10 protein-coding genes are annotated in these 12,950 nt (G+C 69.6%); 6 read left to right on the plus strand and 4 right to left on the minus strand.

Features of this window, described 5'->3' with window-relative positions:
* The first annotated feature begins 43 nt into the window (after nt 1-43).
* A complete protein-coding gene (locus ACEN96_RS13080) occupies nt 44-1,177 on the plus strand; it encodes a 3-deoxy-7-phosphoheptulonate synthase (protein ID WP_495588442.1) in 1,134 nt (377 codons plus the stop codon).
* A 70-nt stretch (nt 1,178-1,247) separates the two neighbouring features.
* Complete coding sequence (gene rpiA, locus ACEN96_RS13085) at nt 1,248-1,907, plus strand: ribose-5-phosphate isomerase RpiA (RefSeq protein ID WP_495588443.1); 660 nt, start codon at nt 1,248-1,250, stop codon at nt 1,905-1,907.
* Between the two features lie 10 nt (nt 1,908-1,917).
* Here the strand turns inward: rpiA and ACEN96_RS13090 are convergent, their stop codons facing one another.
* Entirely contained in the window at nt 1,918-3,468 is a 1,551-nt protein-coding gene (locus ACEN96_RS13090; RefSeq protein WP_495588444.1) for a methyl-accepting chemotaxis protein, read from the minus strand.
* Nucleotides 3,469-3,753: 285 nt separating this feature from the next.
* On the opposite strand from ACEN96_RS13090, the gene ACEN96_RS13095 reads away from it, so the two are divergent.
* Together ACEN96_RS13095 and ACEN96_RS13100 are read left to right on the plus strand one after the other, a co-directional pair.
* Nucleotides 3,754-4,167 carry a hypothetical protein gene (locus tag ACEN96_RS13095; protein WP_495588445.1) on the plus strand — a complete coding sequence of 138 codons (414 nt, stop codon included), beginning with the start codon at nt 3,754-3,756 and terminating at the stop codon, nt 4,165-4,167.
* Complete coding sequence (locus tag ACEN96_RS13100; RefSeq protein ID WP_495588446.1) at nt 4,145-4,552, plus strand: hypothetical protein; 408 nt, start codon at nt 4,145-4,147, stop codon at nt 4,550-4,552. Before ACEN96_RS13095 ends, ACEN96_RS13100 begins: the two co-directional genes overlap by 23 nt.
* A 6-nt stretch (nt 4,553-4,558) precedes the next feature.
* Here the strand turns inward: ACEN96_RS13100 and mnmC are convergent, their stop codons facing one another.
* On the minus strand, nt 4,559-6,499 hold the full coding sequence (gene mnmC / locus ACEN96_RS13105) for a bifunctional tRNA (5-methylaminomethyl-2-thiouridine)(34)-methyltransferase MnmC2/FAD-dependent 5-carboxymethylaminomethyl-2-thiouridine(34) oxidoreductase MnmC1 (protein WP_495588447.1): 1,941 nt from the start codon (nt 6,497-6,499) through the stop codon (nt 4,559-4,561).
* 99 nt (nt 6,500-6,598) lie between these two features.
* Nucleotides 6,599-8,143, minus strand: a complete 1,545-nt coding sequence (locus ACEN96_RS13110; protein WP_495588448.1) for a DEAD/DEAH box helicase — start codon at nt 8,141-8,143, stop codon at nt 6,599-6,601.
* A gap of 395 nt (nt 8,144-8,538) precedes the next feature.
* Between ACEN96_RS13110 and ACEN96_RS13115 the strand changes: the two genes are divergently transcribed.
* On the plus strand, nt 8,539-9,246 hold the full coding sequence (locus ACEN96_RS13115) for a winged helix-turn-helix domain-containing protein (RefSeq protein WP_495588449.1): 708 nt from the start codon (nt 8,539-8,541) through the stop codon (nt 9,244-9,246).
* 28 nt (nt 9,247-9,274) lie between these two features.
* Here ACEN96_RS13115 and ACEN96_RS13120 read toward each other — a convergent pair whose 3' ends face one another.
* Nucleotides 9,275-10,906, minus strand: coding sequence for an ABC transporter substrate-binding protein (locus ACEN96_RS13120; RefSeq protein WP_495588450.1), 1,632 nt, complete (start codon nt 10,904-10,906; stop codon nt 9,275-9,277).
* A 196-nt stretch (nt 10,907-11,102) separates the two neighbouring features.
* On the opposite strand from ACEN96_RS13120, the gene ettA reads away from it, so the two are divergent.
* Entirely contained in the window at nt 11,103-12,767 is a 1,665-nt protein-coding gene (gene ettA, locus ACEN96_RS13125) for an energy-dependent translational throttle protein EttA (RefSeq protein ID WP_495588451.1), read from the plus strand.
* The last annotated feature ends 183 nt before the right edge of the window (nt 12,768-12,950 follow it).

Consider the following 12,950-nt stretch of genomic DNA (forward strand, 5'->3'; position numbering starts at 1 on the left):
CCATTCCGCGTTTTCCGCGCCCGACAGGCGCGCCGCCGCCGCCATGAAACACCTCGACCATCCGCAGCACGATCGCGAAGTCGGCTCCGCCGACACCACCCGCGACGACACCCGCACCGACGACACGCGCATCGACGCGGTCCGCCCGCTGATCTCGCCGGCGCTGCTGCTGGACGAGTTGCCGCTGCCGGAACGCTCGCTGAACGTCGTCGAGACCGCGCGCCAGGAGATCAGCGCCGTGCTGCACGGCCGCGACGACCGGCTGCTGTGCGTGGTCGGGCCGTGCTCGATCCACGACCACGGCCAGGCGATGGACTACGCGCGCCTGCTCAAGGACCTGCGCGAGGAGCTGAAGCAGGATCTGCTGGTCGTGATGCGGGTCTACTTCGAGAAGCCGCGCACGACGGTGGGCTGGAAGGGCTACATCAACGACCCGCACCTGGACGGCAGCTTCCACATGAACGAGGGCCTGCGCCTGGCCCGCCAGCTGCTGCTGGACGTGACGGCGCTGGGCCTGCCGGCGGGCACGGAGTTCCTGGACCTGCTGTCGCCGCAGTACATCTCCGACCTGATCGCCTGGGGCGCGATCGGCGCCCGCACCACCGAGAGCCAGAGCCATCGCCAGCTGGCGTCGGGCCTGTCCTGCCCGGTGGGCTTCAAGAACGGCACCGACGGCTCGGTGAAGATCGCCGCCGACGCGGTGCTGGCCGCGCGCGCCAGCCACGCCTTCATGGGCATGACGAAGATGGGCCTGGCGGCGATCTTCGAGACCCGCGGCAATGACGACTGCCACCTGATCCTGCGCGGCGGCAAGGCGCCGAACTACGACGCGGCCTCGGTGCAGGCGGCGGCCGAGGTGCTGAAGGCGGCCGGACTGCGCGAGCAGCTGATGATCGACTTCTCGCATGCCAACTCGTCGAAGAAGTTCGAGCGCCAGATCGACGTCGGCCACGACGTCGGCGCGCAGATCGCCGGCGGCGATGAGCGCATCACCGGCGTGATGATCGAGTCCCACCTGCAGCCGGGCCGCCAGGACCTGCTGGCGGGGCAGACCAAGGCGGACCTGCTGCCCGGCGTGTCGATCACCGACGCCTGCCTGGGCTGGAGCCAGACCGAGCCGCTGCTGCGCGGGCTCGCCGCCGCGGTGCGTCAGCGCCGCGAGCGCCGCGGCGCCTGAGCCGGCGCGGCCCGAGGAGTGTCCCCGCCGCGATAATCGCGCCTTCCGTTTCCCCTCCATCGAGCTCCCCATGACCCAAGACGAGTTGAAGACCCTGGTCGGCCAGGCCGCATTGCAGTACGTGACGCCGGATACCGTGGTGGGCGTGGGGACCGGCTCGACGGTCGACAAGTTCATCGATGCGCTGGCCGCGAGCGGCATCCGCATCGCCGGCGCGGTGTCGAGCTCGGTGCGCAGCACGGAGCGGATGAAGGCGCTGGGCATCGCGGTGCTGGACGCGTCCGGCGTCGAGTCGCTGCAGGTCTACATCGACGGCGCCGACGAGATCGATCGCCAGGGCCACATGGTCAAGGGCGGCGGCGCGGCGCTGACGCGCGAGAAGATCGTGGCCGACCTGGCCAGGACCTTCGTCTGCATCGCCGACGAGAGCAAGCTGGTCGACGTGCTGGGCCGCTTCCCGCTGCCGGTCGAGGTGATCCCGATGGCGGCCGCGCAGATCGCGCGCCGCTTCGTCGCGATGGGCGCGTCGCCGGTGCTGCGCAAGGACTGCGTGACCGACAACGGCTGCCACATCCTGGACGTCACGGGCCTGAAGATCGCCGATCCGGCGGCCTTCGAGGCCGATGTGAACCAGTGGCCCGGCGTGGTCACGGTCGGCGTCTTCGCCCGCAACAAGGCGGGCGTGTGCCTGCTGGGCACCTCGCAGGGCGTGAAGACCTTGACCTTCTGAACCGGCGCGATCAGCGCAGCCGGAACACCGAGATCGCGCCCGCCAGACGCTGCGACTGCTCCTTGAGGCTCTCGGCCGCCGCGGCCGATTCCTCGACCAGCGCGGCGTTCTGCTGCGTCATCTGATCGAGCTGGCCGACGGCCGCGTTGACCTGGTTGATGCCGTCGCTCTGCTCGCGCGCCGCGGCGCTGATCTCCCCGATGATGTCGGCCACGCGCTGCACGCTGGCCACGATCTCGGTCATCGCGCCGCCGGCGTCCTGCACCAGCCGCGAGCCCGATTCGACGCGCTCGACGCTCGCGCTGATCAGCGACTTGATCTCCTTGGCCGCCTCGGCGCTGCGCTGCGCCAGCGAGCGCACCTCGCCCGCCACGACCGCGAAGCCGCGGCCCTGCTCGCCGGCGCGGGCCGCCTCGACCGCGGCATTCAAGGCGAGGATGTTGGTCTGGAAGGCGATGCCGTCGATGGTGCCGATGATGTCGGCGATGCGGCGCGAGCTGTCGCTGATCTCGCCCATCGTGCTGACCACCTGACCCATCACCGAGCCGCCGCGCTGCGCGGTCTCCGCCGCCGAACTGGACAGCTGGTTCGCCGTCATCGCCGCGTCCGCGGTCTGGCGCACGGTGCCGGTGAGCTGCGTCATCGACGCGGCGACCTCCTGCAGGTTGGAGGCCGTCTGCTCGGTGCGCGCGCTCAGGTCGTGATTGCCGGTGGCGATCTCGGCGCTGGCGGTGCCGATGCTCTCGGCCGAGCCGCGCACGTCGCCGATCAGCTTCAGCAGCTGCGACTGCATGCCGCCGAGCGAGCCCAGCAGCTGGCCGGTCTCGTCGCGGCCGGCCTCAGGCACGCGGCGGGTCAGGTCGAAGTGGGCGATGGCGTCGGCCACCTCGGCGGCGCCCTGCAGCGGGCGGGTGATCGAGCGCGTCAGCGCGACGGCGAACCACACACCCAGCCCCAGCGCGACCAGCGAGAACACCAGCAGCGCCGAGCGCGCCCGGCTGTTGGTCTCGACCAGCTGCCTGGCGGCCTCGTCCAGCAGCGAGCGCTTGTGCTGCACGATGGCCTGGATGGCCTGCTGGAACTTCGCGGCGGCGGGCTGGAAGTCGCGATCGAAGACCTCTTTCGCCTTGTCGGCGTCGCCGGCCTTCTTGCTGGCCGCGACCGCGTCGCGCGTGCTCAGGTAGCCCTTGCGGGCCTCGCTGAGCGTGTCGAACATCGTGCGCTCCTCGGGCGTGACCATGTAGCCGTCGAGCTGCTTCTGCAGCTCGCCCGACTGCTTGGTCGATTCGGCGGACGTCGCGGCGAAGAACTGGGCCAGGCTGGGGTCGGCGCTGACGGCGATGGCGCTGGTGCGGTTCACGCCGTTGGTGATGTTGCGGTACCAGTCGGAGGCGACGCGCTCGGCGGCCAGGTCCTGGTTGAGCATCACGTCGGTCTCGGCGGCGACGCGGCCCAGGGCCAGATAGCTCAGGCCGGAGCCGGCGAAGGCGATCAGCAAGACCAGGCCCAGCACCACGCCGAGCCGCTGGCCGATCGTGCGGCCCGCGACGAGATGAATCATGTATGTCCCCGAGAGTTGGATGTCGTTGGATGGCGTCCATGCGGACGCGGGCGCCCGGGAGGGGCCTTCGACTCTTATCGACCGGCGAGGGGGAAAACTTAAGCGGGGCTGACTTTGACGCGCCTCAATGCTTCTTCGAATCCCCCATCGATCCCCCCGAAGGTTGAAAGCCAGACCGCGGCCGCGGTGGCAGAGTGAGTGGCTTGGACAGGGCGGGACCTGTCGTCGCGGTGGCGACGCTCATGACGGCGTTGATGCCGCTGATGATTTCGCAGGCGCGAGGCCATGAGCCCGTCGCCCTGGCTGTGCCGCTTCATGGAGAAGACGATGGAAGCTAAGGATCATCAACAGGGGCTGCGTGAGCGGGCCTGGCAGCGCGATGCGGAGATCGCGGCGCGCGTCCAGGCGCTGGAGACGCAATGGCGGGTGGTCGTCCCGACGCTGGCGACGCGGGAGCAACTCGAGCAGTTGCGTGGTGATCTGCGCTGCGAGATGAAGGAGGGCTTCGGCGCGATGCGCGCGGAGATCCATCAGATCGGGGTCAATTCGTTGCGTTGGTCGGTCGGCATCACGATCAGCGCCATCGTCGCCGTGGCGACGCTGATGACGGCGTTGATGCCGCTGATGATCTCGCAGGCCCGAGGCCGTGAGGCTGTCGCCCTGGCTGTGCTAACTCATGGAGAAGACGATGGAAACTAAGGATCATCAACAGGGCCTGCATGAGCGGGCATGGCAGCGCGACGCGGATATCGCGGCGCGCGTCCAGGCGCTGGAGACGCAATGGCGGGTGGTGATCCCGACGCTGGCGACGCGAGAGCAACTCGAACAACTGCGTTGCCAGATGGAGAAGGGGCAGGGGGCCCTGCGCACCGAGATGGAAAAGGGCTTCGGCGCGATGCGCGCGGAGATCCATCAGATCGGGGTCAACTCGTTGCGCTGGTCGGTCGGCATCACGATCAGCGCCGTCGTCGCCGTGGCGACGTTGGTGGCGGCCCTGATGCCGCTGGTGATGTCGCAAGCCCGCGGGCACCAGGTCGTGGTCCCGGCCGCCGTGGATGCCATCGCCGTGGATGCCGGTGAGTGAGGGCGCTCAGCCGGTCCGCTGGCGCTTCGCGCCGAAGCGCGCGGGGTCCAGCGCCTCCGCGAGGCTGGCCTCCACGGGCCATGGAGCCCCGGTGAGTTGCGCGGCAACCAGCTCGGCGCACAAGGTCGCCCAGGTGAGACCGCGTGACGCGAGCGCCCCCACGACCATGAGCCCCGGCTGCCGCGGCCAGAAGCGCACCTGCTCGGCGCGCTGCGAAGGGACTCCGGCGGGCAGGGCGCCGACGATCGGCAGCCGGTCCGGCACGAGGCTGCGCCAGCCCACGCGGCCCGCGAGCGGCAATTCATCCGGCAGCTCGGCGGCGGGCAGCAATTGCCGCAGGCGCTCGAGGTTCTGCGCCTGATCCGCTTCGCGCAGCGAGGCGTCCGCGTCGCCCGCGTCAGCGCTCGCGCCGAAGCACAGCGTGCCGTCGGGCAGGCTCAGCGCATAACCGAGGCCGGCGACGGGCATCGCGAGTGAAGGCGAGCCCGCGATGCGCGGCGGCATGACGCTCAATTGGCCGCGTTGCGATACCCATGGCCATGTCGGCCCCGCCGCCCAGCCGGCAACAAGCGGGTCGCTGCCAGTCCCGCCGCACAGCAGCACCGCATCGGCGGAGGCGATGGCGTTGCCAGCGGCGTTGAACGCGGTCCAGCGCCCGCTGATGTCGTCTCGATGCAGGCGAGCGACCCGCGTGTTCACGCGCAGCTCGAAGCCGTCGGCCGTGGCCGCCTCATCGAGCCAGGCCTTCACCAAGGCGGGAGGCGACACGGCGCCGCCGCCGGGGAAGAACCACGCGGGCTGAGCCAGCGGCGTGCCCGCGCGCACGCTGGCGCTGTCGGCATCGAGGGCCTGGACGTAGTCGGCCGGCAGGCCGCAGCGATCGAGCAGCGCGCGCATCTCGTCGAGCGCCTGCGGCTGCCGCTCCACGCGCAGCAGCCCCCATTGCAGCCAGGGCAGCGCCGGCGAGAGGCGGCGCAGCTCGCGCGCCGTCGCGAGCGCCGCCGTCCGGTTGAATCGCGCATGAAGCCCGTCGTCCGCATGCAGCGTGCCGTGGAACAGGCCGCCCGGATTGCCCGAGGCTTGCGCCGCGGCCGTCTCGCCGGCTTCGATCACCGTGCAGCGAAGGCCCTCGCGCGACAGCACGCGCGCGCAGGCCGCGCCGGCCAGGCCGGCGCCGACGATCAGCACGTCCCGCGCCGACGGCGCGATCGCGGCTCGGCCCGGTGGCACGGCCGCGCGATGCCGGGGTGCGAAAACCGCCGAGATCACCTGCCATTTGCCCGCCTGGCCCGGCCGCCGCGTGACCTCGAAGCCGGCGTCCGCGAGCCCGTCGCGCACGCCGCGCGCCACGCTCCAGGTCGCGGCGGTCGCGCCCGGCGCGGCCAGCCGAGCCGCCTGCTTGAAGACGGCCGCGTCCCACAGGTCCGGGTTCTTCGCGGGCGCGAAACCGTCGAGGAAGAAGGCGTCGACCGAGGCCACCAGCTCCGCCAGCCACTCGCGCGCGTCGCCGAAGGCCAGCATCAGGCGGACGCGGCCGCCCTCGAAGTCGAGCGTGTGCAGGTTGGGCGTCAACGATGGCCAGGCGTCGAGCAGTTGCCGGGCCAGCGCCGGCTCGGGCGACGAGGCGTGGGCACGCGCCAGGTCCTCGCGCGTCAGCGGGTGCTTCTCGATGCTCAGGAACACCAGCCGCTCGCAACGCCGGGGATCGCCGCGCCAGGCCGCCCAGGTCGCGAGGAAGTTGTTGCCCAGACCGAATCCCGTCTCCAGCACGACGAAGCGCCGCCGGCCGTCCCAGCGGCCGGGCAGCCCGTTTCCGTCGAGGAACACGTGCCGCGCCTGCGCGAAGGCGCCCGCCTGGCCGTGATAGGCATCGCCGAACTCGGGCGAGCGCGGCGCGGCGGCGTCGGAGAAGTCGACGCGGGCGGGGACGATGGGCGCGGTCTTCATGGGGGATCGATGGCCGCGAGTATGCCGAAGGCACGCTCGGCGGCTGGAATGAAAAACGGCGCCGTTCGACGGCGCCGTTTCATCGCGGAAGGTCCTGGATCAGGAGGTCGACTTCGGGCGCGTCAGTGCCGAGCCGGCCGGGCGGTTGCCCTGGCTGCCGTGGCGGCTGCCCTGGCCCTGGCCTTGCCCCTGGCGCTGGCCGCCCTGGCCCTGGGCCTGTCGCTGACCTTGCCCTTGGCCTTGGCCCTGTCCGCCCTGGCGCTGACCCTGCGACTGACCGCCGGCGCGCTGGCCGCCTTGCGCGCCCTGAGTGGAGCGCGACTGGCCCTGGCCGCCGCCCTGCGGACGGCCCTGGCCCTGCGGACGGCCACCACCGCCGCTGCCACCGCGACGACCGCCGCCACCGCCGCCACCCGCCGGACGCGGCGAGCCCGAGGACTTGCCCAGTCCGCCGTTGAGCACCATGCGGCCCATCACGATCGGCTCGGGCTTGGCGTTGGGATCCGGCTCGAAGCCCGGCACCACCTCACGCGGGATCTCGCGCTTGATCAGCTTCTGGATGTCGCGCAGGAAACCTTCCTCGTCGATGCACACCAGCGACAGCGCCTCGCCCTGCGCGCCCGCGCGGCCGGTGCGGCCGATGCGGTGCACGTAGTCCTCGGCGACGTTGGGCAGCTCGTAGTTGATGACGTGCGGCAGCTGGTCGATGTCGATGCCGCGCGCCGCGATGTCGGTCGCGACCAGCACCTTCAGGTCGCCGCTCTTGAACTCCGACAGCGCCTTGGTGCGGGCGCCCTGGCTCTTGTTGCCGTGGATCGCCATCGCGGTGATGCCCTGCTTGTCCAGGAACTCGGCCAGACGGTTGGCGCCGTGCTTCATCCGCGTGAACACCAGCACCTGATGCCAGTCGTGCTTGGTGATCAGGTGGGCCAGCAGTTCCTTCTTCTTGTCGCGGTCGACCGGGTGGATGCGCTGGGCGATCGTGTCGGCCGTCGCATTGCGGCGCGCGACCTCGATCAGGCCCGGGTTGTCCAGCAGGCGGTCGGCCAGCGCCTTGATCTCGTCGCTGAAGGTCGCCGAGAACAGCAGGCTCTGCTTCTTGGCCGGCAGCAGCGCCAGCACCTTCTTGATGTCGTGGATGAAGCCCATGTCCAGCATGCGGTCGGCTTCGTCCAGCACCAGGATCTCGACCTTGGACAGGTCCAGCGTGCCTTGCTGCGCGTGGTCCAGCAGGCGGCCCGGCGTCGCCACCAGGATGTCCACGCCCTTGCGCAGCTTGTCGATCTGCGGCTGCATGCCGACGCCGCCGAACATCACCATGCTGGTCAGCGGCAGGTACTTGCCGTAGGTGCGCACGCTTTCCTCCACCTGCGCCGCGAGTTCGCGGGTCGGCGTCAGCACCAGCGCGCGGATCGCGATGCGGCCCTTGGCGTCGCGCACGGGCTTGCTGGCGGAGAGGCGCTCCAGCAACGGGAGCGTGAAGCCGGCGGTCTTGCCGGTGCCGGTCTGGGCGCCGGCCATCAGGTCGCCGCCGGTCAGGACGGCGGGAATCGCCTGGGATTGGATGGGGGTGGGGGTCGAGTAGCCGGCATCGGCGATCGCGCGGAGCAGGGGCTGGGAAAGGCCCAGTGCGTCAAAACTCATAAGCTGCTTTGTTCTTGCCCGATCGGGCTTTGTGTGCAGCACGCCGGCCCGTGGGGCCTGGCGCCAGTCTTCGGCTGCCGTGGGAGAGCGTGAGCTCAGAAACATGAAAGCCGCGACAAGACTGAGCCGCGGCGATGGGGCGCATTGTAGCCGAGCGGGTCAGTCGGGCTTTCGAAAGGGGATGGCGGGAAGCCGCAGGAATGCGCGGCGGGGGCGGACAGCTTCCCGCAAGCTCGCCGACAGGCCGCGAACAGGCTGGCGTGTCGGCGTCCGCAGCCGTGTTTCAGCGCGGTTAACCGCGGGTAAAAGGGGCTGCGAGGCCCGTGCCGACCGGCCTTCAAGCGGGCCCGCGGCGGCATAGTCTTGCGCCAGTGTGTCCACTCGCCCCAGGTTCCATGAACGCCCTGTTTCCCGATGCCGCCGTCGGCACCCACCTGCTGCTGCTGGATCCCGATCCGCAGGCCCGCCTGCGTCTGGCCGCGCTGATCCGGGCCTGGGGCTTTCGCGTCACGGACAGCGCCGAGCCGGCGCTGCTGGACCGCGTGCCGCTGCTGCCGGCGGACCTGGCGCTGATCGATCCGAGCGACGCCCGCGAGACCGGCTGGGGCGCGCTGACGCGATTGCGGCAGCGCTCGCGGTTGCCGGTGATCGTGCTGCTGCAGCAGGACAGCACGCTGGAGCGGGTGCTCGCGCTGGAGCGGGGCGCCGACGCGGTGCTGCCCAAGGACGGCGAGCCGCGCGAACTGCAGGCCCGCATCAAGGCGCTGCTCCGGCCGCGTGAAGGGGATGCGGCGGAGGTGCTGATGTTCGGGCGCTTCCGGCTCGAGCCGATGACGCGGCGGTTGAGCGGGCCAGGGGGCTTCTGCGTGGTGCTGTCGCAGAGCGAATACAAGCTGCTGCGCGCGTTCCTGGAGCGGCCGCACAGCGTGCTGCAGCGGCAGGAGCTGCTGCATCTGGCGCGTGGGGATGGCGTCACGGCGCTGGAGCGCAGCGTGGACCTGATGGTCTCGCGGCTGCGTCAGAAGCTCCACGACGACCCGAGCGCGCCGCTGATCCGGACGGTGCGGGGGATCGGGTATCTGTTCGATCCGCCGTTGAGGTGACGCAAGCGGCGGCGGAAGGGCCTGATGCTCACTTCGCGGCGACGGAGGCCCAGTTCAACTCGAACCAGTTGTCCGGCCGGTGCGTCACCGTCACGTTGGCGCGCGTCGCCCACGGGATCATCTGGCGGTGCAGCGGGATCAGGTGCACCTGGGCGCGGAACTCCCGCAGCGCGGCCTTGATCAGTTCCTCGCGCTTCTTCGGATCGGCCTCCTCGCTGGACTGCGCGGCCAACTGATCGAACTTGTCGTCCTTCCAGTTGCCGAAGTTGTACTGGCCGACCGCCTTCTCGCCGCGGTTGCGCATCAGCGGCGTCAGCGCGACCTCCGCGTCGGTGATGCTGCCGCCCCAGCCGTAGAGGTAGAGGCTGGTGTCGAGCTTCTCCAGCTTCGGGAACATCAGCACCCGCGGCTGCGCGTTGACCTGGACCTTGACCTTCAGCTGCGCCCACATCGAGGCCAGCGCCAGGCAGATGCGCTCGTCGTTGATGTAGCGGTTGTTGGTGCAGTCGAGCGTGACCTCGAAGCCGTCCGCATAACCCGCATCGGTCATCAGCTTGCGCGCCGCCGCCAGGTCGAAGGGCAGCCGCGTCTCCAGCTGCGGATCGTTGAACGCGCCCAGCGGCGACGGCGTCAGCCCGCCGGTGGGCAGGCTCAGGCCGTTCATCAGCTTGGTCCGCAGCGCGTTGATGTCGATCGCCTGGTAGAGCGCCTGGCGCACGCGCAGGTCCTTGAACGGGTTCCTGTCCCCCGGCACCTTGCCGTACAGCAGCTTGTCGCGCGCCTGGTCCATGCCGATGAAGACGATCCGGTTCTCCGGACCTTCCTGGACCTTCACCCCCGCCGTCTGCTTGAGCTTGGGAATGTCGCGCGGCGACGGGTCGAGCACGAAATCGATCTCGCCCGACACCAGCGCCGCCAGGCGCGTCGCGTCGTTGGCGATCGGCGTGTAGACGGCGTCCTGGACGTTCCCCTGCGCCTTGCCCCACCAGGCGGGATTGCGCTTGAACGTGGTCCTGATGCCGGGCTCGCGGCTGACCATCAGGAAGGGGCCGGTGCCGTTCGAGTGGGTCGCGGCGTAGGTTTCCTGCTTGTCCTTGAAGTTCTGCGGCTTGGCGACGTTGTGCTGCTCGCACCACTTGCGGCTCATGATGAACAGCGTGTCCAGGTGCTGCAGGAAGATCGGATTGACCTTGTCGAGCTGGAACTCGACGGTGAAATCGTCGACCTTGCGCACCGTGCCGACCGCCTGCGCGTAGACGCTGATCTGCGAGTTCGGATCCTTGGCGCGGTTGATCGAGAAGACCACGTCGTCGGCGGTGAAGGGCGTGCCGTCCTGGAACTTCACCCCCTGGCGCAGCTTGAGCCGCCACAGCGTCGGCTTGAGCTGGGTCCATTCGGTGGCAAGACCCGGCACCAGGTTCAACTGGCGGTCGCGCGAGACCAGGCGCTCGTAGACCTGGCCGTTCATCGCGTTGGTGACGATCTCGTTCTGCGCATGCGGGTCGGCGGTCTGCATGTCGCCCTGGCTGGCCCAGCGCAGCGTCTGCGCCTGGACGCCGCCGGCGAGCAGCGCCAGCGCCAGCGGCAGGGTGCCCAGGGCACCCAGGGCACCCAGGGCGGCCCGGGGGCGGAGACGGACGGAGATGGGTCGGAACAGCATGGTGGGCATCTCGTGAACGGGAAGGGCGGTCGAGTTTAGGGGCACGGGCGGAAGCTGCGACAATGCACGCCTATTGCCCGGGCCATCCGCCGCCAGGGCCGGGCCGAGCGTCCGCAGAACGTGTGCCGCCACGCTGTCGAATCCGCCGCCGCAAGGCCCCTCCGGTCAACCCACGAAACGCTGAACAACCATCGCCATGGCTCAATACGTCTTTTCGATGAACCGCGTCAACAAGACGGTTCCCCCGAAACGCCACATCCTCAAGAACATCTCGCTGTCCTTCTTCCCGGGCGCCAAGATCGGCGTGCTGGGCCTGAACGGTTCCGGCAAGTCCACGCTGCTGAAGATCATGGCCGGCGTCGACAAGGAGATCGAGGGCGAAGCGGTCCCGATGCCGGGCATCAAGATCGGCTACCTGGAGCAGGAGCCCAAGCTGAATCCGGACCAGACCGTGCGCGAGGCGGTCGAGGAAGGCATCGGCGGCGTGCTGGCCGCCAAGAAGCGCCTGGACGAGGTCTACGCCGCCTACGCGGAAGAGAACGCGGACTTCGACGCGCTGGCCGCCGAGCAGGGCGAGCTGGAGGCGATCATCGCCGCCGCCGGTTCCGAGAACACCGACCTGCAGCTCGAGCTGGCCGCCGACGCGCTGAACCTGCCGCCCTGGGACGCCAACATCGGCGTGCTGTCCGGCGGCGAGAAGCGCCGCGTCGCGCTGTGCCGCCTGCTGCTGTCCAAGCCGGACATGCTGCTGCTTGACGAACCCACCAATCACCTGGACGCCGAATCGGTCGAGTGGCTGGAGCAGTTCCTCTCGCGCTTCCCCGGCACCGTGGTGGCCATCACCCACGATCGCTACTTCCTGGACAACGCCGCCGAGTGGATCCTGGAACTGGACCGCGGCCACGGCATCCCCTGGAAGGGCAACTACTCCGACTGGCTGGACCAGAAGGAGCGCCGCCTGGAGCAGGAGCAGAAGTCCGAGGACGCCCGCGCCAAGGCGATGAAGGAAGAACTGAAGTGGGTGCGCTCGAACGCCAAGGGCCGCCAGGCCAAGAGCAAGGCGCGTCTGGCCCGCTTCGAGGAACTGAGCGACGTCGAATACCAGAAGCGCAACGAGACCAACGAGATCTTCATCCCCGTCGCCGAGCGCCTGGGCAATGAGGTGATCGAGTTCGAGGGCGTGACCAAGTCCTTCGGCGACCGCGTGCTGATCGACAACCTGTCGTTCAAGGTCCCGCCGGGCGCGATCGTCGGCATCATCGGCCCGAACGGCGCCGGCAAGTCGACGCTGTTCCGCATGATCCAGGGCGTCGAGCAGCCGGATTCGGGCACCGTCAAGATCGGCAAGACGGCCAAGCTGGCCTTCGTCGACCAGAGCCGCCAGAGCCTGGACGCCAACAAGACGGTGTGGGAAGACGTCTCGGGCGGTCTGGACAACATCATCGTCGGCAAGTTCGTGATGCCGTCGCGCGCCTACATCGGCCGCTTCAACTTCAAGGGCAACGACCAGCAGAAGATGGTCGGCCAGCTCTCCGGCGGCGAGCGCGGCCGCCTGCACCTGGCCAAGACCCTGGCCCAGGGCGGCAACGTGCTGATGCTGGACGAACCGTCCAACGACCTGGACGTCGAAACCCTGCGCGCGCTGGAAGAGGCGCTGCTGGAGTTCGGCGGCTCGGCGATGGTGATCTCGCACGATCGCTGGTTCCTGGACCGCATCTGCACGCACATCCTGGCCTGCGAGGGCGACTCGCAGTGGTTCTTCTTCGACGGCAACTTCCACGAGTACGAAGCCGACAAGAAGAAGCGCCTCGGCGAGGAAGGCGCCCGTCCGAAGCGGGTCCGCTTCAAGCCGATCACCTGATCGATCCCCGGATGAAGCGCCGGCCGCCAGCGGCCGGCCCTTCAATGACGCCCGCGATGCGCTCTTTCAAGAGGGCGCCGCGGGCGTTTTTCATTGGCGCCGATTCATTTCACGATTCTTTACGGCAGGCCCACGGCGAGTTGACGCGCGGGCTCGACGATGCCTCCATCCCTGAACGCACTT

The sequence above is a fragment of the Roseateles sp. Mitsp63 genome, from assembly GCF_059491535.1.

Coding starts and splice junctions, on each gene's coding strand:
- ACEN96_RS13080 (WP_495588442.1), top strand. CDS start 44: ATGAAACACCTCGACCATCCGCAGCACGATCGCGAAGTCGGCTCCGCC.
- rpiA (WP_495588443.1), top strand. CDS start 1,248: ATGACCCAAGACGAGTTGAAGACCCTGGTCGGCCAGGCCGCATTGCAG.
- ACEN96_RS13090 (WP_495588444.1), bottom strand. CDS start 3,468: ATGATTCATCTCGTCGCGGGCCGCACGATCGGCCAGCGGCTCGGCGTG.
- ACEN96_RS13095 (WP_495588445.1), top strand. CDS start 3,754: ATGAGCCCGTCGCCCTGGCTGTGCCGCTTCATGGAGAAGACGATGGAA.
- ACEN96_RS13100 (WP_495588446.1), top strand. CDS start 4,145: ATGGAGAAGACGATGGAAACTAAGGATCATCAACAGGGCCTGCATGAG.
- mnmC (WP_495588447.1), bottom strand. CDS start 6,499: ATGAAGACCGCGCCCATCGTCCCCGCCCGCGTCGACTTCTCCGACGCC.
- ACEN96_RS13110 (WP_495588448.1), bottom strand. CDS start 8,143: ATGAGTTTTGACGCACTGGGCCTTTCCCAGCCCCTGCTCCGCGCGATC.
- ACEN96_RS13115 (WP_495588449.1), top strand. CDS start 8,539: ATGAACGCCCTGTTTCCCGATGCCGCCGTCGGCACCCACCTGCTGCTG.
- ACEN96_RS13120 (WP_495588450.1), bottom strand. CDS start 10,906: ATGCTGTTCCGACCCATCTCCGTCCGTCTCCGCCCCCGGGCCGCCCTG.
- ettA (WP_495588451.1), top strand. CDS start 11,103: ATGGCTCAATACGTCTTTTCGATGAACCGCGTCAACAAGACGGTTCCC.